The sequence below is a fragment of the Actinomyces sp. zg328 genome (assembly GCF_009829635.1).
Lineage (GTDB): Bacteria > Actinomycetota > Actinomycetes > Actinomycetales > Actinomycetaceae > Actinomyces > Actinomyces marmotae.
This window is the reverse complement of sequence record NZ_VWPE01000006.1, coordinates 76,897-101,206: the sequence shown is the minus strand read 5'-3', so window position 1 is coordinate 101,206 and position 24,310 is coordinate 76,897. Positions and strand designations below refer to the sequence as shown.

General features: G+C 69.5%; 16 protein-coding genes and 2 tRNA genes. 10 read left to right on the top strand and 8 right to left on the bottom strand.

Going from position 1 to position 24,310, the window contains the following annotated elements:
* Positions 1-62: 62 nt before the first annotated feature.
* From epsC to GVV75_RS04885, 3 genes are all read right to left on the bottom strand, one after another.
* On the bottom strand, positions 63-638 hold the full coding sequence (gene epsC, locus GVV75_RS04895) for a serine O-acetyltransferase EpsC (RefSeq protein ID WP_159524336.1): 576 nt from the start codon (positions 636-638) through the stop codon (positions 63-65).
* 153 nt (positions 639-791) lie between these two features.
* Positions 792-1,730, bottom strand: coding sequence for a cysteine synthase A (gene cysK, locus GVV75_RS04890; RefSeq protein WP_159813759.1), 939 nt, complete (start codon positions 1,728-1,730; stop codon positions 792-794).
* 432 nt (positions 1,731-2,162) lie between these two features.
* On the bottom strand, positions 2,163-2,993 hold the full coding sequence (locus GVV75_RS04885) for an IMPACT family protein (protein ID WP_159813757.1): 831 nt from the start codon (positions 2,991-2,993) through the stop codon (positions 2,163-2,165).
* A 445-nt stretch (positions 2,994-3,438) separates the two neighbouring features.
* On the opposite strand from GVV75_RS04885, the gene rpmF reads away from it, so the two are divergent.
* The 5 genes from rpmF (at position 3,439) to GVV75_RS04860 (ending at position 6,515) form a co-directional block, all read left to right on the top strand.
* The gene (rpmF, locus tag GVV75_RS04880; protein ID WP_073451189.1) at positions 3,439-3,603 is read left to right on the top strand and encodes a 50S ribosomal protein L32; all 165 of its coding nucleotides are present in this window, start codon (positions 3,439-3,441) and stop codon (positions 3,601-3,603) included.
* Between the two features lie 33 nt (positions 3,604-3,636).
* A tRNA-Gly gene (locus GVV75_RS04875) sits at positions 3,637-3,707 on the top strand.
* 53 nt (positions 3,708-3,760) lie between these two features.
* Positions 3,761-3,834 (top strand) — tRNA-Pro (locus GVV75_RS04870).
* A 1,153-nt stretch (positions 3,835-4,987) separates the two neighbouring features.
* Positions 4,988-5,410 carry an Hsp20/alpha crystallin family protein gene (locus GVV75_RS04865; RefSeq protein ID WP_159624815.1) on the top strand — a complete coding sequence of 141 codons (423 nt, stop codon included), beginning with the start codon at positions 4,988-4,990 and terminating at the stop codon, positions 5,408-5,410.
* A gap of 439 nt (positions 5,411-5,849) precedes the next feature.
* On the top strand, positions 5,850-6,515 hold the full coding sequence (locus tag GVV75_RS04860; RefSeq protein WP_159524340.1) for an NAD(P)H-dependent oxidoreductase: 666 nt from the start codon (positions 5,850-5,852) through the stop codon (positions 6,513-6,515).
* A gap of 90 nt (positions 6,516-6,605) precedes the next feature.
* Here the strand turns inward: GVV75_RS04860 and GVV75_RS04855 are convergent, their stop codons facing one another.
* Positions 6,606-8,273, bottom strand: a complete 1,668-nt coding sequence (locus tag GVV75_RS04855) for a hypothetical protein (RefSeq protein WP_159813755.1) — start codon at positions 8,271-8,273, stop codon at positions 6,606-6,608.
* A 209-nt stretch (positions 8,274-8,482) separates the two neighbouring features.
* Between GVV75_RS04855 and GVV75_RS04850 the strand changes: the two genes are divergently transcribed.
* The 3 genes from GVV75_RS04850 (at position 8,483) to GVV75_RS04840 (ending at position 12,217) form a co-directional block, all read left to right on the top strand.
* Positions 8,483-8,785 (top strand): hypothetical protein, encoded by a 303-nt coding sequence (locus GVV75_RS04850; RefSeq protein ID WP_236266064.1) that lies wholly within the window; start codon positions 8,483-8,485, stop codon positions 8,783-8,785.
* Between the two features lie 249 nt (positions 8,786-9,034).
* The gene (locus GVV75_RS04845) at positions 9,035-10,651 is read left to right on the top strand and encodes a hypothetical protein (protein ID WP_159813753.1); all 1,617 of its coding nucleotides are present in this window, start codon (positions 9,035-9,037) and stop codon (positions 10,649-10,651) included.
* A 21-nt stretch (positions 10,652-10,672) separates the two neighbouring features.
* Positions 10,673-12,217, top strand: a complete 1,545-nt coding sequence (locus GVV75_RS04840; protein ID WP_159813751.1) for an alpha/beta hydrolase family protein — start codon at positions 10,673-10,675, stop codon at positions 12,215-12,217.
* A gap of 165 nt (positions 12,218-12,382) precedes the next feature.
* Here GVV75_RS04840 and GVV75_RS10280 read toward each other — a convergent pair whose 3' ends face one another.
* The 4 genes from GVV75_RS10280 to GVV75_RS04820 all read right to left on the bottom strand — a co-directional run bounded on the left by GVV75_RS10280 (position 12,383) and on the right by GVV75_RS04820 (position 21,930).
* Positions 12,383-12,637, bottom strand: a complete 255-nt coding sequence (locus tag GVV75_RS10280) for a toxin (protein ID WP_236266063.1) — start codon at positions 12,635-12,637, stop codon at positions 12,383-12,385.
* Entirely contained in the window at positions 12,630-12,869 is a 240-nt protein-coding gene (locus GVV75_RS04830) for a ribbon-helix-helix domain-containing protein (RefSeq protein WP_201288709.1), read from the bottom strand. The genes GVV75_RS10280 and GVV75_RS04830 overlap by 8 nt, the downstream gene beginning before the upstream one ends.
* A gap of 81 nt (positions 12,870-12,950) precedes the next feature.
* A complete protein-coding gene (locus GVV75_RS04825) occupies positions 12,951-15,455 on the bottom strand; it encodes a 3'-5' exonuclease (protein ID WP_159813749.1) in 2,505 nt (834 codons plus the stop codon).
* A 1-nt stretch (position 15,456) separates the two neighbouring features.
* Entirely contained in the window at positions 15,457-21,930 is a 6,474-nt protein-coding gene (locus GVV75_RS04820; protein ID WP_159813747.1) for a DEAD/DEAH box helicase, read from the bottom strand.
* A gap of 299 nt (positions 21,931-22,229) precedes the next feature.
* Here GVV75_RS04820 and GVV75_RS04815 point away from each other — a divergent pair, with 299 nt between their 5' ends.
* Both GVV75_RS04815 and GVV75_RS04810 read left to right on the top strand, forming a co-directional pair.
* Positions 22,230-23,579: an AAA family ATPase gene (locus tag GVV75_RS04815; RefSeq protein WP_159813745.1), complete on the top strand. Its 1,350-nt coding sequence runs from the start codon at positions 22,230-22,232 to the stop codon at positions 23,577-23,579.
* A gap of 9 nt (positions 23,580-23,588) precedes the next feature.
* Positions 23,589-24,242 (top strand): RloB domain-containing protein, encoded by a 654-nt coding sequence (locus GVV75_RS04810; RefSeq protein ID WP_159813743.1) that lies wholly within the window; start codon positions 23,589-23,591, stop codon positions 24,240-24,242.
* Positions 24,243-24,310 lie beyond the last annotated feature (68 nt).

The window sequence follows — 24,310 nt, the reverse complement described above, 5'->3', positions numbered from 1 at the left end:
CGGCGCGCGGGGCGGGCCCGGCCGGACGGCCTCGCGGCCCCGGCGCGCGGGGCGGGCGCCGGTCAGATGTAGATGGTGGGATCGGTCATGAGCTCGGGATCGACCTTGGGGTCGCGCACGCGGCTGGGCACGCCGACCGCGACATGCCCCTGGGGGACGTTCTTGATGAGCACCGCGTTGGCGCCGATCTTCGCGCCGTCCTCCACGGTGACCGGCCCCAGCACCTTCGCCCCGGCCCCGATCTGCACGTTGTTGCCGATCGTGGGGTGGCGCTTGCCGGGGTTCATGGAGACCCCGCCGAGCGTGACCCCGTGGTACATGAGGACGTCGTCGCCCACCTCCGCGGTCTCGCCGATGACCACCCCCATGCCGTGGTCGATGAAGAAGCGCTCGCCGATCTTGGCGGCGGGGTGGATCTCGATGCCGGTGAGATTGCGGGCGGCCTGGGACAGGGCGCGGGCGGCGAAGCGGTGCCCGCCGTTCCACAGCCGGTGCGCGGCCCGGTAGGCCCACACGGCGTGAACACCGGGGTAGAGGAGGGCGACCTCGGCGCTCGTCCGGGCGGCCGGGTCCCTGCGCCGCGCGGTGGCGAGGTCCTCCTTGGCCTGCGCCAGTAGGGAGCGGTGGCTGTGGGACATGACTCTCCTCGGTCGGTGGGGCGCCCCGATCGGGCGCGGGGGGCGGCTCGCGCCGTCGCCCCATGCCCCAACGCCGACGGCGATGATCCTGTTCCCGGGACCACCGCCGTCGGCCTGGGGTGCGCCCTCAGGCGTTGTGGGGCGACGGGCGGCTCAGTTGAGGTACTCGGCGTACAGCGGCGTGGAGAGGTAACGCTCGCCGGTGTCAGGAAGGACGGTGACGATCGTCTTGCCCTCCAGCTCCGGGCGCTGGGAGAGCAGGTCGGCACCCGCCAGGGCGGCGCCGGAGGAGATGCCCACGAGCAGGCCCTCCTCGCGCGCGGCGCGGCGGGCGTAGGCCAGGGCGTCGTCGGAGGAGACGTGCAGGAGCTCGTCCCAGATCCCCTGGTCGAGGACCTCCGGGACGATGTTCGCGCCCAGGCCCTGGATCTTGTGCGGGTTCCAGTCGCCCTCCTGGAGGAAGGGGGACTCGGCGGGCTCGATGCCGAAGATCTTGACCTCCGGCAGCTCCTTGCGCAGCACCGTGCCCACGCCGGTGAGCGTGCCGCCGGTGCCGATGCCCGCGACGAAGACGTCGATCTTTCCGCCGGTGGCCTCGATGATCTCGCGAGCGGTGGTCTCACGGTGGACCTTGGGGTTGGCCGGGTTGGTGAACTGGGACGCCAGGATCGAGTTCGGGGTGGCGGCCTGGATCTCGGCGGCGCGCTTGGCGGCCCCGGCCACCCCGCCCTCGGTGGTCAGGACCAGCTCGGCGCCAAAGGCGCGCATGAGGGCCCGGCGCTCCTTGGAGAAGGTCTCCGGCATCGTGATGATGACCTTGTAGCCCAGGGCGGCCCCGACCATGGACAGGCCGACGCCGGTGTTGCCGCTCGTGGCCTCGATGATGGTCCCGCCGGGCTTGAGCTGTCCGGAGGCCTCGGCCGCGCGCACGATCGACAGGGCGATGCGGTCCTTGACGCTGCTGGCGGGCTCGAAAGCCTCGACCTTGGCCAGGACCGTGGCGGGGCCGGAGATGACGCGGTTGATGCGGACCAGCGGGGTGGAGCCGACGAGGTCGGTGACGTTCTCGGCGATGGAGGATGCGTGGGACATGGGTTCTCCTTGAGGTGTGAATGGTGCTCCGGGCCCATCGCGCTGACGCGCTCGGGGGCGTCCGGGAGGCGGAGGATGGTGAGGAATGATGGGGCGGTTCGCGGCCGCGATGGTGCAGGAATGGTCGAGGGGCCTGCGGTCCCGGAGCGCCGGGCATGCGCGCAGCGACGCGCGCACGTCTTGAGGAGCCTGGCGCTCTATCGACACAGGCTGCAGGAGGCGGACATCTCGCGCATGAGGCACGTGGCCGGCACGGGCATCATGGGGGTCCTCCTCTCGCGAATGGCGCCGTGAATGCGACATAACAACGGGCGCTGTGGGATAGACCCTAATGCCGCCCCGGTGGGGGGCGTCAAGCGGCTCGGATAGTGAGCGGGCCCGATCCGCCGTCAGCGGAGAGGGGGAAGCCCCGGGCGCAGCTCAGGCGGGTGATCACAGAGGTGATTCGACCAGTCTCGTGCCGGCCGGGGCCGGCCTGGCGCTGCCCGCGGTGAGCGAGGCGATGAGTTCGTCGGGGGAGGGGGCGCCGACCGGCGTGGACAGGAGGATGACGGCGTCGCTGGCCCCCCAGGACGTGCCCTCCACGGCCAGCGCGCCGTCGGCCGACCCCGCGGCGCGCAACTCGGCCTCCAGGCGGCCGGCCCGCGCCACCGGCACCCGCACCTCCCACAGCGCCCGCTCGCTGATGCTCACGCGCGCGGCCGCGGCGAGGGCCTGGGAGGTGGCCTCGGAGTAGGCGCGCACGAGCCCGCCGGTGCCCAGCAGGGTCCCCCCGAAGTAGCGGGTGACGACGACGGCCGCCCCGGTCAGCCCGCTGCCCCGCAGGACCTCCAGGATCGGCTGGCCGGCTGTGCCCGAGGGCTCGCCGTCGTCGCTGGAGCGCTCGATCGCGGGGGAGCCGGGGGAGGCAAGGGAGGCGGGGGAGGCGGGGGAGGCGCCCGGCTGGGGGACGATGAAGGCGGAGCAATGGTGGCGGGCGTCGGGGTAGCGGGAGCGGATGCGGGCGATGAAGGAGCGGGCGGCGTCCTCGTCATCGGCCCGCTCGGCGCGCGCCAGGAAGTGGGATCGCTTGACCTCCAGGTCCGTTTCAGGCTGCTCGCCCGGCGCGAGCGTCAGTCGATAGGGCGCGTGCGTCAGTCGACGGGGCCCGTGCGTCAGTCGATAGGGCGCGTGGCCGCCGGCGGGGGCGGGCTTGGGGCCGCTGGCGGGAATGGGGCCGCCGGCGGGGGCGGGTTTGGCGGGCTTGGGGCGCTCGACGGGCATGGCGGTATGGTCGCATGAGCGCCCCGGCGATCGCCGGGCTGGTGGCGGGCTGGTGCTGGACTGGTGCTGGGGCGCCCTGGAAGGGGCCTGGGCAGTGGTGGCGGGACAGTGGCGGGACAGTGGCGGTGCGGCGGCGGGGCAGCGGTCGTGGGTCAGCGGCGGTCGCGGGGCAATGGCGGCGGTGCGGCCGCGGGGGAGCGGTCGCGGGTCAGCGGCGGTCTCGGGGCAATGGTGGCGGTGCGGCCGCGGAGGGCTGACGCGCCCCACCGGCGTCACCGGGGTCCCCTCGTTGGCGGGCCCGCGGCCGCGGAGGGCTGACGGGACCGATGTCACAGCTCTGGGCGCCGTCGTCAACTGGAAGCGGCTCGTGCTGACTGGCTATGGTGTCCCCTGGTCCTGTTTGCCGGGATCGGAAGATCCCAAGGAGTTTGAGAGGAGCGGGCCCATGGCAGTGCCGAAGCGGAAGATGTCCCGCAGCAACACCCGCAACCGCCGCTCGCAGTGGAAGGCCGAGCTCCCCCAGCTCGACACCATCAAGGTGAACGGCCGTGAGATCAGCGTGCCCCGTCGTCTGGTGAAGGCCTACAAGACCGGTCTTCTCGAGCACTGACGCGGCAGCGGACGGTGGCGCCGTCCGCCTTCTGCGGGTGTAGCTCAATGGTAGAGCCTCTGCCTTCCAAGCAGATTGCGCGGGTTCGATTCCCGTCACCCGCTCGATGAGGCCAGCGGGGCGCCCTCCACGGAGGGCCGCCCCGCTGCCGCATCCTCGGGCTGTAGCGCAGCTTGGTAGCGCGCCTGCTTTGGGAGCAGGAGATCGCGGGTTCAAATCCCGCCAGCCCGACTCGCATGCCGCCCCGCGCCGTTCTCGCGCGGGGCGCAGGTGTTGTGGCTCATGGGGTGCAGGTGTCGGCTCACGGGGCGCAGTCGTTCTCGCGCGGGGCGCCCTCTGTTGCTTCGACGCGTGTTTTTCGCTGGTATCGCGGGTTTCTCTCGTATCAGCGGCGGTTCGCCTCGAGTTCGTCCCAGGGCGCGTCGTGGTGGTCTGACCGGGGGCGTCATGATGGCGCCGGATGGGCGCTCGCCGGGGCCCGGCACGGCTGGCTGGGCCGTCGTGGGCGTCGGTGGGACGTCTGCGGCATCGGTGGGCTGTCTGTGGCATCGGTGGGACGCTGAGAGCACTGCGGGGAGCGCTGCTTTGGACGTCCCGGTGCTGCTCTGGATGTCCCAACGTTGCTTTGGGCGTCCCAACGTTGCTTTGGGCGTCCCGGCGCTGCTTTGGGCGGTCCAGTGCTGCTGTGGGTGCCTGTGTGTTTGGGTGCTGGCTGGGTCGTCGTGGGCCTCGCTGGGCTGTTGTGGGTGCTGGCTGGGTCGTCGTGGGCGCCGTTGACCGTTCTGGGCGTCGTTCGGCTGTCGTGGGCATCGGTGGGCTGTCGTGGGCATCGGTGGGACGTCGGGAGTACTGCGGGGAGCGCTGCTTTGGGCGTCCCGGTGCTGCTTTGGGCGTCCCGGTGCTGCTGTGGGCGCCGGTGTGCTTGGGTGTCGTTCGGCCGTCGTGGGTGCTGGCTGGGCTGTTGAGAGCATCGGTGGGCTGTCGTGGGCATCGGTGGGTCGTTGAGAGTACTGCGGGGAGCGCTGCTTTGGGCGGTCCAGTGCTGCTCTGGATGCCCCAGCGCTGCTCTGGACGTCCCCGATGATCCCGACGCCGGGCGGGGAGCATCGCCGGGGCGCCTCCTCGTCGCCCGGTCGTTGGCGCTGGGTTCGTGGCTGGCCCCGCCACGGGCGTCGACGGCCTTCCCGGAGCACGTCCCGGGGGCCTCCGACCCCGTCGCGCATTCTTGAGCGAATTGGACTCAACTTCTGGGAATACCTGCCTGAGCGGTCCTGTTGGCACGGGTGTGAGCGGTCAAGGACCTACTCGGAGGCCTTCAGCGCCCCCGGCCCAGCGCCGTACGAACCATCCGACAACAACCGTGAGCTACCGCAGGAGGAACATCATGGCTCGCACCCTCAACCCCTTCCAGGACATGGACCGGCTCTTCACGGACCTCACCCGCAGCCCCGCCGCCGTCGGCATGCCGATGGACCTGTTCCGCGAGGGCGACACGTTCTACGCGGAGATCGACCTGCCCGGAGTCGACCCCGCCAGCGTGGACGTCGACGTCGATGACCGCACTCTCACCGTGCGTGCGGAGCGCAAGGCCACCGCGGGCGAGGGGGAGCGCTCCTGGCTGACTCGTGAGCGCCCGACGGGGACCTTCGCCCGTCAGCTCACGCTGGGCAGCCGAGTGGCCCTCGATCGCATCGAGGCCGAGTACTCCGACGGCGTGCTCCGCCTGACGATCCCCATGGCCGAGAATGCCAAGCCCCGCAAGATCAGCGTGGCCCACGGCGACAACTCGAAGGTCATCGAGGCCTGAGCGGGGATTGATCCGTCGGGCCGTCTGGGCCCCGGATCGGTGGTGGGCCGCGTCCTCGCGCGGGGGAGCGTCCTCGTGCAGGGGCGCGGCCCACGTCCTCGTGCGGGGGAGCGTCCCAACGCAGGGCTGCGTCCTCGCGCAGGGCCGCGGCCCCCCGCTCAGGATGCTCTCCGGGATCGGCGGGAAGCCGCATCCTCGTGCAGGGGCGCGGCCCACGTCCTCGTGCGGGGGCGCGGCCCCCCGCTCGGGATGCTCTCCGGGATCGGCGGGAAGCCGCGTCCCCGCGCAGGGCCGCCGCCTCGCGCAGGCCCACGTCCTCGCGCATCGCCGAGGGGGCTCGGCTGGCGGGTGAATGGCCGAACAGGTCCTCGCCCCGTGCGGCCGGTGCTAAGTTGAGGCGGACAAATCGTCCTGCCCCACCTTCCTCAGGAGCCCTGTCATGGCCACCGAGACCGAGCGCCAGTCCGTTATCGCCACCGCCCACCGCCGCTACGCCACTAGGGCCTTCGACCCTGACCGCCGCGTCTCGCCGGAGGACCTGCGCGCGATCCTGGAGGCCGGGCGCCTAGCCCCCTCGTCCTTCGGGTACGAGCCGTGGAAGTTCCTGGTGGTGCGCGACGAGGAACTGCGCGCCGAGCTCGCGCCCCTGGCCGTGGGCGCCGGCGCCGTCCTGCGCGGCGGGGCCGAGCTCGTCATCATCCTGTTCAAGAGGGGCGTGGTCCACGACAGCCCCCACGCCGCGCATATCGTCACCGACGTCCTCGGCGTCGACTTCGATCCCGACGCCGATCTGTCTCAGATGTTCAAGGGCTTCCAGGAGCAGTTGCTCGGCCTGTCCTCGCCCGAGGACGTCGATCACTGGGCCCAGCGGCAGACCTACATCGCGCTGGCCAACATGCTGTCGGCCGCCGCCGCCCTCGACATCGACTCCGTGCCCGTCGAGGGCTTCGCCGTGTCCGCAGTCACCGACCTGCTTGCGGCCCGGGGCCTGATCGATCCCGCCGAGTGGGGGGTGTCGGTGATGGCGGGCTTCGGGTACCGGGCCGAGGAGATCCGCCCCAAGCGCCGCCGCGATTACGACGAGGTCGTCCAGGTCATCGGCTGAGCCATGGGCCTGGCTGGCCAATCGGGGCGCGGTCCTGCGGGTGATGTCGGTTATGCCGATCTCGGTAGACCGGCGGAACCGTCACTGGGCTCAGGAGATAACTGAACCGTCCGGCTCTCGCGGAGGGGCGGCCTGAGCACACGATTTCTGGCGAGAGCGCGTGCCCGAGGGTGCGTCATCGTTCATGAAGTCGACCGCCTTCGTCATGAGGAACTGTCTCATATCCTCTCCTTTTACCTTCTTCCCATCTGCGATGAGTGCGCTCGGATCGATGAGCCAGGAATTACGGAGTTGGTGCTGAGGCGGTAACTCTCTCTTTCGCCATGGCCTCCTTGGGGGATGAGAACCTGCTGGCGAAGCCGGTTCGCGAACGACAGCCCCCTCGGGCACGATGAGGGCGGCGATTGCGGCCAGGTCGCGAGAGCCGATGTCGAGCGTCGGCGGCATCGTCTCGTATCTCAAAAGGTCCTGGACGATTCTCGTGCCGCTGCGATGAACGGCGACGAGGGTGAGATCGTTCAGAGCGCTCCGGCCTGTCCATTTTTGAGCAAGCAGCATTCTGTTTCGAGGTGCGCGCCCAAGGCTGTGAAAGACGAGGGAAGTCTGCCAGTGAAGACATGGCGCCCATCCTGCGAGCAGGACCGCCAGATCGACCCACGTGGGAGGGTGTTCAATGTTGTCGAGCACCACCAGTGCGGAAGTCAAAATAATCTCTAATGTGACGGTGATGAGGATTGTGAAAAATAGCCAGATCGTGAAGATCGTTCCGGTGCGCCTCATGATGATATTGGGGATCTCGTTAATGATGGTTCGCGTGGCCAATACGTTGAAGGCTCCAATCATGATTGCAAAAATTGTTAGGATCGCCGTGGGCTTTGGGTTGCCGTTGACAATAATGAGTGTTGACGTGCCGAGTATCGTGGGCCCGGCTAAGATGTTCCGCATGATGACGGGCTTCCGTGAAGGTGGGTGAGAGTGCTTGCTTGACGTGGGGGTAAAGCCATAGGAGGCATTGTGGTGGAGCCACAGGGAGAGATGAGAGAAGTTGGCTAGGGTGCGGGCGTAACTGCTCATAGTTCCGCTCGAGGACGCGGGGATGATCCTTGGGAGGAGTGAAATTGCCGCAGTGAGGATGGTCAGTGCTGCCGCGAGGACCGTCTCGTTCGAGTGGTCAATTTTACCATCGAGAACCACGCTCGCCCAGTACAGGGCCGAAAGGGCGCTGGCGGTGGAGCATAGAATTGTGAGGGTGGCAAGAATGATGGAATCCTTGCGCGCTTCGTTCATCACCTCTTTGAGCCATGCGTAATGAATGGCCGTGTTGTCGGGCCGCTTCCGGGGGTGTCGTGACGCGATGGCAAATGGGATTGTGAAGGTCGCTACAATCCCTTCGAATCCCCAGACCGCCTTACGGAAATCAGGTGATGAAAGTGAGGTCATGCCATCCAGTGCTGATTTCCAGGGGATGATCGTCAGTCCTTCTGCTGATCGCGTTGGCATTGTGGAATGGATGATGGATGGGAAGAGGGTAAAGCCTAACATCCCTGCGCAGATGAATAATGCTCTGAGGGTATATGTGAGGGCCCTTCGTGCGCTAAGGGGCTCGAAAAGCTCGGTGCTGAGAATTGGGGTATTGCCTCCTGTGGTGCGCTTGGAGTTCCCGGCGGAAGGCATGGCTTCTGAGAGTCGGAAGGCTCTTGGGGACGTTTCTGGGGCTTGAGGCGCTCGCCGGATCAGGCGGCCGATCATCTGTCGCATGCCCCTACCCTAGGGGTGGGTTACGACATGAATCCTGACTCGAAGGGGCGAGGCGGCGGCGTCGGAGCCGGTGTCCTAAGATCGGAGATGGTTGGGGCTGGACTGCCGACCTCGCCACGCGGGAAGATACGGGAGCGCTTCAGTGCCTCAACCGCCACGTGCGGGATTCGTTGGTATAGACGAGCATCGCGGTTTCCCCGTTCCGGGAGATGGCCCATGAGCTGGAGGGGCTCACGCACGAGTATCCGGGGCTTCGCGGCGGCACGATCCACACCGCGCAGGGCAGGGAGGCCGACGTCGTCTTCCTCGTCCTGGGAGGTGATCCTCATCGGCCGGGGGCCAAAGCGTGGGCGGCGCAGACGGTCAACCTTGTCAACGTCGCGGCGAGTCGCGCGAAGCGCCGGCTGTACGTCATTGGGGATCGGGCCGCGTGGGCGCAGCACAACTACTTCTCCCAGTTGTCAACGGCGCTGTCAGAGGGCGGGGATGGAGCGGTCAGGACGCCCAGCTGAAGCTCTCCTTCCCGCGCCGACCTCGAAGAAGCGCTTCACGATGCCGCGGTACTGGCCCGCGCAATCGACCTGGTAGGAGGCGAGGACCTCGGAGGGAGGGCTTGGAGTCGTGCGCGGTGCCCTGGGCGGCGCCGTGACCGAGGGCGACGACGGCGCCCACCCGCCCGGTGGTGGCGGCACGCGTGAGGGGCGCCAACGGGTGCGAGAATGGGGACTCGGGGAACACCGGGACGCGAGCCGAGGGATCACATGGATGCGAACGAGACAACGACCGACAGCGGTCGCGCCGAGGATGACGCCACCCAGGCGCCCGGGGTGGAGGCCTCAGGGGCCCTCGTCGAGGTCCTGCCCGGGCTGATGGTCGCCTACGGCGGGATCGACCTGAAGGCTCTTGGCGCCGAGGTACTCGACGTCGATATCACGGCCGCTCCTGACCTGTCGGATAAGGTCGCCGGTGCCCTCGCCGGGGCGAACCTCGTGGCGCAGGGGGCGCAGGCAACGCTGAGCGCTCGCGGGCTCGTGAGGCTGGCCCCCGAGACGCTCCAGGCGCTGAGGGCCGCTCATCCCGTCGTCGCCGACGGGTGGAACCTCGGGACGCTGGTGGGCAAGGGCGGACGATTCACCCAGTCCGTCCGGTGGCTGCCCGCCACCAGCGCGCAGGCGGCGACGGTCCTGGCGGGCCTGGGGCCGGCCCTGGTGCTCGCCGCGATCAGCGCCCAGGCCTCCGCCCTCGCCTCGACGGCGGACCGGATCGAGAGCAAGGTCGACGCGATTCTGGCCAAGTTGGAGAGGCGGGACCGCTCAGATCTCAAGGCGCTTCTCCGGGATGCGCGCCCGATCTTCGAAGAGATCTGCAAATCCGGGTTTGAGCACGCCGAGACGCGGAGCAGGATTGAAACGTTCGTCGGTCGCGGCGACCTTGGCAAAATGTACGAGCGGTACCTCGACAATGCTTGTGAGCACGTGGAGAAGAGTGTGCGAAGCGGTGCGGACCTACGTAAAACGTCAGGTCGGATCGCCTCCGACGTTCGTGCGCTCATCGCGGTGTGGCGGGCGTGCGATATCATCGGCATTCTGAGTATCGGTTCCCTTGCTAAGGCAGGAGCGGAGAAGGAGAAGTTACTCCTCTCCAGAGCCGAGGAGATCAATTCCGCTGTGGACCAGCGTCATGGTGAGGTGACCGCGGCCGTCTCCTCCCTGCGCTCGCGGGCCCACCTCCTCCTGATCGAGGAGGAGAACCCGGGTCGTGTAGGTGAGGCGAAGAAGCGCGTCGGGGGAACCGCGAAAAAGGTCGCCCAGAGGCTGCCCTTCCTAGAGACGGACAGTGCCCCGACGCTTCGTGACGCCGTCGGCACGATCGACAAGGCCATCGACTCCTTCGACGATGCGCGCCTCGCCGCTCCCGGGGAACTGATCCCAGAGATCCAGGACGGAGGCGCCAACGCGAAGAGCCTGTGTGAGGCACTGCGGTGGCTGCTCCCGGCCGACGAGGAACTCCTCGCCCTGGTGGAGGCCGACCAGGGTGCGAAGCACCTCGTCGTGACGAGCCAACGCTGGGGGCATGTCACGCTTCGCGACCTGCTGGCTCCACAGTCCGACGCCCTTAAGCCCTTGGAGGACCTGCGTTACGTCGTCGACTCCAAACTCAAGGACTCCAGGCGGCGCGTGGAGATCGTCACGCGCGAAGGTGTTACCCCCGTCGAGTTCAAGGGGGTAGAGGAGGGCACGGATCGCGCCAGCGCCGTCGACCGGACGCTCTCCCTGCTGCGAACCGCGATGAACCTGCCCGATGACGAGCGCGAGCACGACCCGCTCCTGTGCCAGCCACGGCCGGCTCGTGTCGTATTGCCGTCGGCGGACGCCTGACGGGACCGGGAGGAGCAATACGTGCAGGCGCTGGAGGTAGCGGTCGTCGCCATCACCGGACTCGTCCTGGTCCTGGCCGCCATCCGACGGCCCCGCCGAGGACGGTGGTGGCCGGAGGGGAGCCGGTGGCCCGCCCCCGAGACGGCGATGGCCATCGCACTGCTGGCGCCCCTCGTCCTCCACCTCCTCGTCGACGGCTACCGCACCGTCATGATCCCGGCCTACACGGTGTGCGCCGGCCTTCTCCTACTGCTCGGGCTGCGCGCCCGCAGGGCGGGCAGGATCCCGACCCTGTCCGAGGCGCGCCGGCACCCGCGGCTGCGAGCGCTGGGCCGCGTCATCACCGTGCTGCTCGGGCTCGTCGCGCTGGCCACATCGGCCCTCAGCGCCACCCTCCTGCCCGTCTTCGAGCTTCCCGCCCCCGAGGGCCCCTACGCCGTCGGACGCACCGACCTGCACCTGACCGATATGCGGCGTCAGGAGTGGGCCACCAGCGCCGACGACGACGTGCGTGAAGTGGTCGCCTCCGTCTGGTACCCCGCCGAACCCGCGGCCGCTCGCGGCGCCGCCACCGAGGTCCTCGGTGACGAGATCGCCCAGTCCGTCGCGGGCTCGGTTGCGGCCGCGGTGCCCTCCCTCAGGCCGGCGGCCGACGTGCTGGGCGCGCCGCTCGACCACCTCCAGCGGATCGCGACCCACGCGGTGCGCGACGCCGAGGCCGCAGCCCACGACGGGGACGGGTTCCCGGTCGTCCTGTACTCACCCGGGCTGGCCTCCAGCCGCTTCGAGAACGTGGCGCTCATGGAGGACCTGGCCAGTCGTGGCTACGTCGTCGTCGCCGTCGACCACCCCTACACCTCGGGGTCCGTGACCCTGGCGGGCGGCGCGGAGGCCACGGTCGACCCTGTGCTCCTGGGACCAGGGAGCGACGCCACGGTCAGAAAGAGGCTCAACGACTGGATCGACACCCGCGTGGAGGACCTGTCAACGGTCCTGGACCACCTGGCTGCGCTTGAGACGCGCCCCGGCAGCGTCCTCCAGGGCGTCATGGACCTGGAGACCGTGGGGGCGGTGGGCTTCTCCCTCGGGGGCGACACGGTGACGCAGGCGCTCACCCAGGAGCCCCGCCTGGACGCCGCCGTCAGCCTCGACGGCCCGTACCTGGGGAAGGTGTCGACGACGGGCGTGCCCGCCCCGTTCCTCAACGTCATCGCGGCGGACCACCTCACCGACCTCGAGCAGGACCTGGAGACCGAGCAGGAGACGGGCATAGCCAGCGACTCTCTCAACCGCTACCGGGGCACGATGTCGAGCGCGAGCGGCCCGGTGTGGGTGGCCTCCGTCGAGGGCACGACGCACTTGAGCCACACCGTGTTCCCGCTCATCTCCCCGATTCTCGGCGGCGAGGCCGGGACGGGACGCGCGCAGGTGGACACCGTTGAGACGCTGGTGGTCGACTTCCTCGACCACGCTCTCGCGGGCGCCCCGGCGCGCCTGCTCGGCCAGGGAGGAGACATCCCGCTGACGACCCGTTTCCTGCCCGACCCACGGGTGCCCAGGACCTGATCAGGACGCCGCCGAACTGGGGTGGCGGGGGCGATCCGCTTGGCTGTGAGCACTTGAGGCAGTAGCGCCCCGTGCAACGGTTCAGCCCGCCCCGGTTGGGAGCGGTCTGGTCTCTTTCTGGCTCAAGGAGGGCGGCGGTGAAGAGGCCGGAGCCGGAGACGCTGACTACAGCTCGTTGAGATAGTGGGGGCGCGCCTTCATGGAGTGAATGATCAACTCGTAACCGTCGTCAAAGACAAGGGATACGAGTTCCAAGAGGCGACCGGCCGGATCGACGGCGATCATGAGCCAACGACGCGGGTCATCCTCGTTGTCAAGCGGGCGCGAACTCAGTACGTGGGAGGCCGCATAGCGAACGGCGTTGTCATCGAGATGATCGCGGCGGTAGTGCTTGCGGGCCGAAGGATGCAGGTCAGGCACTGTGCGCCCACTCGCGCACGGCTGCTCGGACTGCGTCCGAGCGCGTGGCCAGGCCCTCGGCCTTGCCTCTGGCCATCAGCGCCGCGAGGGTGGCCTCGTCGAGTCGAACCGGAACAACGACACCAGGCCCCTCACCTACCGGCGGGCGGCCGCGACGCGCCCTGGGCAACTGTGACAGGTCGTAGCCGTCCTCGGCCTCGTCAGCCCAGGCCTGAATCTGCTCGTCGCTCACGATCCTGCCGTGAAGGAGATGCTCACCCACACACGTAGTGTATACGAAATACCTTTGAGGTGTGACGTGGGGACGGGCGCGTCACACTTGACCAGCGATCCCCTCCAGCAGCGGGCTGGCCTGCCCGCTCCAGGAGATGGCGAGCTGGTCGCGGGCGCGGGTGGCGGCCACGTACAGCAGGGAGCGCTCACGCAGGAGGGCGTCGTCGTGGTCGGCTTTCGAGTACTGCTGGTCGCGCAGCGCGCGGGGGATCGAGGCCTCTGAGACGTCGAAGAGCAGGACCTTGCGGAACTCCAGGCCCTTGGCGCGGTGCATGGTCATCACCACCGGGCGCCCCCGGCCTATCGCCTCCCTGTCCACCGGGCGCACATCGACGCCCCGCTCAGCCAGGCCCGTAGCAACCGCGTCGCGCTGATAGCGGTCGCGAACGAGGATCGCGATGCTCTGAGCACCCGCCTCGCGCTGCTCGCCTTGCTCCGTGAGCCAACCGCGCAGCAGCTGGGCGGCGTGGTCGAGCTCTTCGGCTCGGGACTGCGCGCGCAGCAGGACCGGTTCTGGCCCGGATCGTGGTGAGACGTACCGGTGCTCCTCGGCGCGCCCCTCCATGTCCTCATACGACCCGGCGTCAAGGATTTCGAAGGCGGCGCGCAGGTTCTGGCGGGTCGTGCGGTAATTGCGGGTCAGTCGCCGGGACCTGCCCCGGATATTGATCCCGTAGTGGCTTAGCGTGATCTTCTTGCCGTAGATCCGCTGGTGGGAGTCCTCGGCCAGGAAGAGGTCATTCGGCCCGGGCTCGACGAGCGCGCGCAGGAGCAGCAGGTGCGCCGGGCTGAGGTCCTGCGCCTCATCGACGAGCACATGATCGAAGGGCCGCGCCCCGCCCTGCGCCGCCTCGCCGTCGAGCCAAGCGGCGGCCAGGGCGAGCTGCTCGGCGAAGGAGGTGACGTCCAGTTCCGCGCTGCGGTCCCGGTAGCGCTCCATGGCCGCCCACACCGCGGCTCGCTTGCGACGATCGAGTGCCACGCCCCTACCCGGACGGCGCACGCGCAGGTACTGCTGGAGGGTCGTCACGTGCTGCGGCAGCACGACGAGCTCGTACTCGGAGGCGAGGAATTCCGCTGACTGGAGGCCGGCGGGCAATCCCTCACCCATCGATGCGAGAACGTCGTCCCATATGTCGTTCCTGGCGTATGCGAGGACTCGGGCGCGGTGCCGGCCCAGAACGAGCTCGGCGATCGGCGCGATGCCCTCCCCGGCCCGCTGGAGGATGGCCCGGGCCACCTTGTCCAGGCCGGAGACGAGCACGCCGGGCTCACCGACCTTCTGGGTGAGGGTCAGCCCCGGCTCCAGCTCGGCGAGCTGGCGGCGCAGGTCGTCAGCGAGGTTGCGCGTGAAAGTGGTCAGGAGGATGCGCGTGGCGTCCGCTCGTTGGCCACCACGGCCGCTCCCAGGAGCGTGGGAGTGAGCCAATACCCGCTTCATTCCGGCCATTCGCCCGGCCAGGGCGGCCGTTCGGTGCACGGTGACAACGGTCTTGCCCGTCCCGGCCCCACCGGAGATCCGCATCGGGCCGTTGGAATGCCGCTCCACCAGGTGGCGCTGCCGGGGGTGGAGGAAGAGCTGCCATTGCGCGAAGGTGAGGCCCTCGATGGCGCGGCGCAGGTCCTCATCGGTCTCCAGCCACGTGAAATCAGCGCGAGAAGCCCTGCGAAGCAGGCCCGCGATGACCTCGGCGTCAGAGGGTTCAGCGGTGACGTCCCGCGGGTGGAGGAGCTCGAAGTCCTCACGCACTCCCTCGATGCTCGTCCCCGTGGCCAGCGCCAGCAGCGCCTCGCCCTGCCAGGAGGGGGAGGCGGTGGCCGCCAGGTCGAGCAGCTCGGACTCTCGGCTGGCGGCGAGCGCCGCGGCGGCGAGGCGAACGTCGATGCCCAGCTCGTCGCGCAGGGACTCCACCGTCAGACCATCCGGCCACACCGGACGATCATCACGCGTTGCCACGATGACGCCGGGCATCGCCGCCTCGGCCCCAGATGCCGGCGCCCCACTGGCAGCCCCAGGCCGGGTGGGGATGGAGGGCGCGGAAGGCGCGGAATCGGCCTCCATGCGGCGGCGCGCCTCAGCATTGCCGGCCTCGAGGCGCGCGGCCTCGCGGGCGATCTCCTCAGCCTCCTGCCGGGCGGCCTCCAAGCGGCGGCGGGCATTGTGGCGCGCTTGATCAACAGCATGATCGTCCTGGCCCGCGGCGTCACGCAGGTCGGTGATCTGAGCGGTGCCGTTGTACGGGTTGATGCCGACCGTCACTGTCCTGGCGATGGCGATGGCCTCGTCATGCGGCCAGATCCCGTGGATGACGTAGACGGGCTCGCCGCCGCCATCGAGCTCGAAGAGCACGGCCCGGTAGAAGTCGGTGACTCGGGCGGTGCGCACCCTGCGGTCCGCCGACTCCCTGATGGGCTCGACATGGAGACCAAGGCTCGTGGTCCCAGCGGAGAGCTTGGTGATGAAGGGACCGATCTTCGAGCGCAGGGAAGGATCCTTGTGAGTGGCGTCCTTGGCCTTGTTGCTGGGCCAGACGATGGCGGGCATATCAGCGTCCTTCCAGAAGCGAGCGGATCTCGTCGGCGGTGACGGCAGCATCATCCCCCACGGCTGTGACACGCCAACCGGCTTCTTGGAGTGCAGCGACCGCTGCGTCATCTGAGTCGAGTACGACGGCGACGCGCTGCTCCGGCCACGACAGCTCGGTCATGACACCGTTGGCCTCCTCCTCACCCTCCCGTGCGAAGCGCACCCCGGCCTCGGCCAGGTGGGGCAGGAGGGCCAGGACCTGGGGCGCGGCGAGCTCCCGGTCGACGCCGTCCCAGCCCAGGTCGGCCATCGCCCGCGTGCTGGGGCTGGCCTGGGAGGCGGCCCGCGTGCGCATCTGCTCCAGGGCCAGGCTCGTCGTCGTGATCTCCACGGGCACGTCCGCTAGGGCCAAGACGTTGCCGAGCCTCAGCCATGTCAGCCAGGCGTCGCGGTGCTCGGGTGTGGCCAGCGCCTGCTCGGAGTCGTCAATGACCAGGGCCATGCCGGTAGTGCTTGTGCCGCTGAGCTGGATGGCAAGGGCCACGTGCGGGCCGTGGAAGACGGCACCGGAGACCGACGTCGCGGGGGACAGCGGGGCGGGCAGGTCCTGGGTGGGCAAGAGCGCATGGACCGCTTCCCAGGTGGGGTCCGCTTCCGGGCGCGCGCCCGGCGCGTAGCTGAGGGCGGAGCCACCGAAGAAGGTGACGTGCCCGGCGGCACCGAGGACGAGCGGCCCCCCGATCGAGACAGCGAGAGCGGATAGGGCCGCTGACTGTGCGCCGACTCCGGTGGCGTCCTCGTGCAGCATGGCGGTGAGCAGTGCCATGGGTCCGCCGCGCCAGACCTCGATCGCCTCGTCGGTGACGGCGGCGGCGCGAGCCGCGACCAGGCTGCCGTTCTTGAGCGCGGCGGTGGCCTCATCACCGAGCCACTGCGGGTTCCACGGGCCGTCGAGGTCGGCTGCGGCGAGGGCGACGACCCGGTAGCCGTGGGCGCGCAGTGCGGCGCGCTTGCTCGCGTCGTCGGCGAGGCGGTTGTGCTGGCGGCTGGCGTGGTAGCTGAGCCCGTCGGTGTAGACGGCGATGGGGGAGCGCCCGCTCACGTGCAGGGCGGTGAAGTCGGGACGAGTACGCCCCACGTTGAGTTGGGGCCGCAGCCGCCACCGACCGCCGTCGAGCTCGAGGGCCGGCGCCCCTGAGGCATCGCCGATGACGCGCACGCTCATCCGGGCCGAGAGCAGCTTCTTGAGCTCGGTGCGGAAGCGCGCCTCCAGGGGGCTCTCGCCGTGCCCGGCGCGCACTTGCTCGTCGGTCACCGTCCACCGGGGCTCGGCCGGCTCGAGGTCCGCGGCGGGCTCGCCCGCGTCCAGGCCGAGGATGAGGCGCAGGGCGCGCAGGGCGGAGGCGCGGGAGATCTTCCCGAGGGTGTCGCTCATCGGGTAGGGCTGCAGGCAGCGGTGGCACAGGTCCTTGCCCTCAGCCGCGCAGGGGCAGGTCTCCAGGCGCTGGGCGGTGCGCGTCAGCAGGCTCCAGATGACGGTGGGATCCTCGAAATCGGTGAGGTAGCCAGTGCCTCCGGGCACGAGGTCGTGCACGAGCAGGGCCAGGCGGGTCTCGCCGGGGGAGCTATGGGGCACGGGATAGGGGACAGTGATCACGCCCAGGTGGTCGGGCGCACCGCCGGTGGTGATCTCCAGCCCGAGCTTGAGGGCGCTGGCCAGGGAGGCCACCCCGATCGGATCGGAGGCGAACTCCTGGGGAAGGACGAGCGCGATCGCCTCAGTGACGAGGTCGCGCATGAGATCGATCTGGATGACGTGCTCGCGCGGGTCGCCGCGGTGCTCGCACCAGGCGCGGTGCTCTCTTGGAGAAGAGGTCCCGGTGCTGGTGTCGAGCTTGCCGCAGGCCTCGCACAGACGGAAGCCGCGAGCGCGCACCGGTGAACTGCTGACCTGGTCGACGCACTGTCCCGGCAGGGCCCGTCCGGTGTTGAGCCATCGCAGGGGCAGGTTCCTGTACCGGCTGAGCCCGAGCCCGGTGGCCTCGACACTCCACTGCCTCTCAGCGCGCGTGGGGTCGAGATCGGCCAGGGGCAGGACCTCGAAGCTCAAGGAGGCCCGCTCGTCGCGAGCGTCGCCGATCCGGGCGTCGTCCCGGGCGACGTCGGCGAAGACACGGGTCAGGCGCAGGATGCGTCGGGCCCGCCCGACGTCGGCGATGCGGGTGTCCCCGCAGCGCGGGCACTGGCTCGGGGCGGAGGGCGGAGCGTCGGAGGGGCCGTCGTCCTGGACGTAGCCGCAGGAGGCGCAGGCCAGCCACCAGCGCGCCTGCGCAGCCAGGCCTGAGGAGTCCACCCCGTCGATGCGCATCTCCATGCCGTGGGTGTAGAAGGTAGCGCCGGGGGCCAGCTCGCGCAGGGCGTGGGTGGAGGCGCGGTCGAGGTCGTAGGGCTCGGTCTTGAACTCCTCAGTCTCCGGGTCGCGCCAGGAAACGCGGGCTGACAACCGGACGGCATCGTCGATGAGGGCGTAGTTGGGCAGGACGCCGTGCCGCTCAAGGGCTGAGACCCAGTGCTCGTCGCTCAGGTCGTGGAGCCGGGAGACGATTGCCTTGCGAGCGCCGGTGGCGGCGCGCCGGGCACGCTGGTCCTCCTCGGTGGCGTTGGGACCTTCGGTGGCGGCGATAAGCTCGGGCAGGGCTGTCTTGATCTGCTCATCCTGGTGGTTGAGCTGCTCAATCTCGGCCTGGTGCTCCCGGGCGGCCCGTTCAAGCATGAGGCGAGGGCCGGCCCCGTCGTCGGCGCTCACCCAGTCCGTGAGCCGGTCCAGCGCGGGTGTGCGGTCGGCGAAGGTGCTGGTGAAGGCGGCGGCGAGTAGCTGCCCGTCGCGGCTGATCCGTTCGCTCAGGGCGCCGATGAGCGTGTCGTGCCCGCGCGTGGCCAGGGCGACGGATGCGGTGGCCCGCTGCCTGCGCCCGCCGGGAACCGCGGGGTGGCCCTCACGGGTGAGAGTGTCGATGACGTAGGCCAGGAACTGGCGGCGCAGTATCTCCTCGGCGCCCAGATAGGTCGATGGCGGGGCGACAGCGCCGTCGAGCAGGTGGGCGGGGTCCTCCAGGAGGCGGATCTGGTTGGGGAGCCCGCGAACGTAGGCCAGTGCGAGGGCGGAGCCGCTGCGGCGGCCAGCGCGACCGACCCGCTGCACGTAGGAGGCGACCGTGTCCGGCAGGGAGCCGAGCATGACGGTGGACAGATCCCCGATGTCGATGCCCATCTCCAGGGTGGGGGTGGCCACGAGGACGTTGGGGTCTCCGGGCTGCTGGATGGGGCGCTTGAACCCTTGCTCGACTGCGGCCCGCTTGTTGGCGCCAAGCAGGGAGGTGTGCTCGTGGGCGTCCACCCGCCGCACGTGTGTGGCCGTGTACATGCTGCGGTAGAAGCTGTCGGCGGGGTGCTGGGTGGCGGCCAGGCGCCCGGGGCAGCGGGCGACCAGGCAAGGCGCGCCGGTGAGCTGCCCGACGGTGGCGCGCGCGGCGGGCAGTTGACTGCGGCAGGTGTCGCACACGAGGAGGAGCTCCTCCTCACAGCCGTCCGGCAGTGGGGTGAGGACGATCCGGTCGGCGGGGATGCCGTAGACGGTGCCGCCGGAAGTGGTGCGGGTGGTTGACAGGATGCCGGCCTCGGCCAGGCGGGCGAGCAGGGCGGCGGCGAGGCGCGCCGCGTGGGAGCTAGTGACGCTTAGGCAGGTGCGAGCCCAGCTGGCGTACCACGACTGTGCGTTGGTGACCTGAACGAAGGCCGAGTGACGGGTGTCGATGCGCCCACCGACCTGCGGGAAAGAGGGCGCGGAGCGTCCGGTGGGGAAAGCGGGCTGCCCCTGGCCGCGATCGCGCTTGTACCAGATCCACAGGCGCCCGCCGTCCTCCTTCTTGTAGGTCTTCAGCCACTCGTGGTCGATGGCGCCGTCGCGACGCATGCGCTCCAGCGTGCCGCGGACCCAGGCGAGCAGGTCGGCCTCGGTGAGGGCCCCCAGGCCGGGCAGGGTGTCGTGGTATTGGCCCCGGCCGCCGTCCAGGGCTGCTCGGGCGATCCGGACCAGGTCCGTGGGCCGACCGGCGTCCACGTGGACGGTCAGGGATCCGGTGGCCTCCAGGGTGCGGCCGTACGTGGATTGGAGGCCCACCTCCAGGGCGATGTCGAACAGGAGGCGACGGCGCACGTACTTCGCGGCGGTTCGGCGTTCGCCGGGGCGGGAGCTGGGGTCCCAGTAGGGCTTGAACCGCGGGTGCTCGGCGAGAGCGGCGGGGACCAGGCGGTAACGGTCGAAGGCGTCTGCCGCCGCGGCGTCGAGGGTGGCGTCGGCCCAGTCGGTCAGGGTCGTCTCGGTGTTGAGGGCGCCGCGCAGTGCGGAGCGCAGGCTCATGGTGTGGGAGCGCTGGTCGACGAAGCCGGCCCGGTGGGCGGCGTCCTGGACGGAGTCGGTGAAGATGAGAGCGCGCTTGTCGGCGTCGTCGAGGGCGTCGTCGCCGAAGAGGGTGGTGAGGCTGACGGATAGGAGGGTGGCGACGGCGGAGCCGAGGAAGCGGATGGAGTCCGCGGTCCCGCAGGAGGGGCAGACGTCGTGGGTGGTGTCGTCGGCGATGGAGCGCTCGTCGCCGGTGAGGACGAGGACGGGCAGGTAGCGGCCCTCGCGGGCCTCCAAGGATCCCTCCTCGGGGATGCGGGTGAGCAACTCGCGGTCGGCGACGGAGTACCAGCGAAGCCCGGGATGGTGTCGGGCCGGATCCGGCTCCCCGGCCTCGACCCGGCGACGGTAGTCGGCCTCCTCCCCGGGGGCGGCGAGCAGTGCGCGGAAGCGGGTGTCGCCGAGGAGCCGGTCGCGGCGCACCTCGCTCTGGTCGACCTTCTCCCCCTGACCCGTGGGGGCGAGGCTGATGCCCCATCCGGAGCGGCCGCAGGAGCGGCAGTACAGGGCGGGGCGGGCGGGGACCTCCTGGGATGACTGGTCGGCGGAATCGGACCAGCGGAACGCGGGGCGGGTATCGAGGAGACGGTCCACGCGAGTGACTTCACGGATCCACAGGGTGATCTCGACGCCTACGGCGCCGCGGTCAGGGGCGCCGTTCAGCCCCGCCCGGATTGCGGACAGAGCGGCGAGGAGCACTGCCAGGGCTTGACGGCCGATGGCGGGGTCGGTGAGCTGGGCGGGGGAGAGGGCGGAGGCGGCGATCTCGGCCAGGGGCGTGGCGCGCTTGGCGCGGCTGATCAGATCGATGACGTCGGGGTGAGCCTGGATGGCGTGGGCGAGATCGGTGGTGGTGAGGCCTGCGATGCGGTCGGCGGGCTGGCTCTCCTGCGGCCGGTAGAGGATGGGGGCAATGTCGGCGAGGAGTCGCTCGGGGTGGGTGACGGGCCTGCGGGCGAGGCCGGCCAGGCGAGTGAGGTCGGCGGGGGGCAGCGCGGTGAGGCGGCGGGCTTTCAGGCCGAGGGCGGTGGTGGCCTTCTTGTGGGGTTCCGCCCAGGCGTCGAGGCTGGTGCGGGTCTCGGTGATCACGGCCTCGGTGGGCAGATCGGCGCCGAAGACGTCGCGGGCGAAGGCGAGCATGCGGGTGGGGTCCCCGTTGTCGCCGAGGGTGGCGGAGGTGGCCACGGGGCAGAGGGGGCCCAGCGGGGAGCGGTCGTAGTCGGCCTGGCGGGGGTCGTCGTCGGCCAGGTGGGCGCGCAGGGTGAGGCCGAGGCGTCGCAGGAGCATGGCGACGTCGGTACCTTGGGCGCCGTCGTAGGTGTGGAACTCGTCGAGGACGAGGTAGGTGAGGGAGGAGGCGGACGCGCTCCACAGGGCCCTGTCCTCTGGGCGCAAGAGGAGGTGGTCGAGCATCTTGTAGTTGGTCAGGAGGATGTCCGGCGGGTCGTCGCGGATGACGTGACGGTCGGTGATGAGGGAGGAGGGGGTGACGCGCGCGGTCGGGGCGGCAGAGGCGTCACCGGTGTAGAGGGCGGCGCGGATGCCGGTGAGCGAGGCATCGGAGGTGAGGAGACGGGCGAGGCGACCGGCCTGGTCGGAGGCCAGGGCGTTCATGGGGTAGAGGATGAGGGCCTTGAGGCCGGTGACGCCTTCGGCGCGGGCGCGCAGCACGTGGTCGAGCACGGGGTGGAGGAAGGCCTCGGTCTTGCCGGAGCCGGTGCCCGTGGTGATGAGGGTGGGCTGGGGGCGGTGGCCGTTCTTGGTGGTGAGGCGCTGGTAGGCCTGTTCCTGATGGCGGTAGGGCGTGAGGCCTGGGTCCCAGTCAAGGGCCTCGGAGCGGGCGCTCGCCGGGACGTAGGGCAGGCGGAGGCGGACGAAGGGGCCGACGAAGACGCCGTCGTCCTCGTCGTGGAGGAAGCCGGTGAGGGCGCGCCGGGGCTCGGCATCCGTCAGCGCGAAGGTCGTTGAGAGGTAGTCGACGACGGCGGTGCGGATGCGCTCGGCCTGGAGGCTGGGGAGCAGGAGGGGCATGGTGCTGTGGTCAAGGGCAGAGAAAGACGGTGGCTGGTGATGGGCTCGTGGGCCTGAGACGAGGCTAGCGCAGTGACGCGAAGCCGTAGGCCTGGCTGCCGAGCGAGGGTGTCTGTGCTGGAGGCCCAGTCCACCTGGCTGTCATGTGCTCCCGGTCAACGCTTCCTCTTGATGGGCCCGAAGTCGAGGGGGTGTGGCCGTACATGCGGGCGTGCGTGAGGTGTCGAGGTTCTGGCGTCGATGACCCCCATGGGGTACATTTGTTGCAGTAAACCTGCGTCATCCGGATCGAGGTTGTGATGCTGCGGTACTTGCGGGTCCAGAACTGGAAGTCCTACTACGAGCCTGTTGAGTTCACGATGGTGGCTACGCGTGAGCGCCGCCATGGTGAGCGCCTGGCGAAGGTCGGTCGCTCCCGGATCCTGCCTGTGGCGGCGGTCTACGGGGCAAACGCCTCGGGCAAGTCCACGCTTGTCGACGCGTTGGAGGCGTTACGGGGTCTCATCCTTCAGGCACGGCCCGTCGGGGCGATGCTGCGGCTGACGCCCCACCTGCTCAAGGGTGCGGGCGAGCCGACGTCGTTCACCATCGAGTTCGTCACCGGCGCACCTCGGCCGGATGGTGTGGGTGAGGACCGCGTGTTCCTGTACGAGGTCGTTGCCGACCGGCGTCGTATCCATCGTGAGTCCCTCGTTGAGGTGCGTACGCGAACCGAGGAGGTGATCTTCGAGCGTGACGAGAACGGGGTCGAGCTGTACGGGGACCTCGACGAGGACGTGAGGGCGAACGCGCACAAGACGGTGATCGCGGACAACGAGACCTTCCTCGGCGTGCTGGGCGGGGATACTGGTGTGCTGGGCGCGGACACCGAGAGCGCCGTGGCTCTCGCCTACGGATGGTTCGCCCGGAATCTCGCGGTCATCCACCCGGGGGCTGAGTACGTGCACCTGCCGAGCCGGTTGGACGTCGACGCCGTCTTCGCCGACGCGATGAACGCTGGTCTGACGCGGGCGGACACGGGCATCTCAAGGCTGGACTTCGAGGACATGCGCGTTGGAGCCCTGTCGATACCCGGTGATGTGGTGAATGAGTTTGTTGAGCTGCTGCGGGAGGCGGGTGGCACCGTCATGCTCGCGACGAGCGATGGCGACCATGCCCTCTTGACCCTCGATGACGACGGGGAGCCGGTGGTGCGACGGCTGGTCGCGCACCACGAGGTCGAGACGGGACCGGGCGCACAAGACCGGCGGTCCTTCAGCCTGCCTCTGCGTGAGGAGTCCGATGGGACTCGGCGCTTCATGAACCTCCTGCCGATCCTCTTCCAACTGCGGGCGGTGGATGAGCGCAGCGTATTCGTCGTGGACGAGCTGGAGAACTCCATGCACCCCCGGCTCACGGAGGAGCTCATCGCCTCCTTCCTTGATGGGCTGGGTCCGGGCGGACGTCGCCAGCTCATCTTCACGACGCACGAGATCCAGCTCATGCGCGCCGACCTGCTGCGCCGTGACGAGATCTGGCTCGCTGACAAGGTCGATGGTCAGTCCGAGCTGACGCGGGTGTCGGACTATGCCGACGTGGGGGTTCGCAAGGACGCTGATCTCCTGGGTTTCTATATGTCCGGCCGCATCGGCGGCGTCCCCCGGGGCTGAGGGGCGGTCGTGGCCAAGAAGCGCAAGACGTCATGGAAGGACGTAGGGCGAGGCTCGCGTCGAACGGGCGTGCGGCAGCCTCGTGAGGTCATCGACCTCATCGTCGAGGGCGCGACGGAGAAGGCCTACCTGCAAGCGCTTCTGGATCACAGGTACCCTGGCGTGTTCGCCCCGCAGTGGCATCGCTCGGGATCGGCGGCTTCTCGCACCTCTCTCAAGGGTCTGTTGGACAAGGCGCGGCGGGCGGAACGTGAGGGACGTTGCCAGGGGGTGATCTGGGTGGTGTGCGACGTCGATAAGAACGAGGTGCATCGCGAGTTGCTTGAGAAGTGGCGGAAGGATAGCCCCGCTCATCGGAGCGCCCTCCAGGCGGTGTCGATCGAGGGCTGGATTCTTCAGCACCTCACAAAGCCGTCTCGACCGACGAGCAGTGGGGAAGCCCTCAGTCTCGTCAGCAAGCAGTGGGAAGACTATGCGAAGGGCAGGATGATCCCGGCGTGGTTGATTGAGCAGACGGATGAGGCGTGCCGGCGGGAGTCTGTCTTCCTTGATGGTGCGCGGAATGACGGAGTGTGGCCGATGGATCGCTCATCTCAACTACCGCTTCTCATCGCCTACCTGGATGAGCAGGCTCGGGTGCGAAGGCAGAATCCCCCGGGGTAGGTGGGGTGTGTCCTTGAGGCGGTGCGGGCAGGAGGCGCGGCATTAGACGGAGATGTTCTACGCCTCCT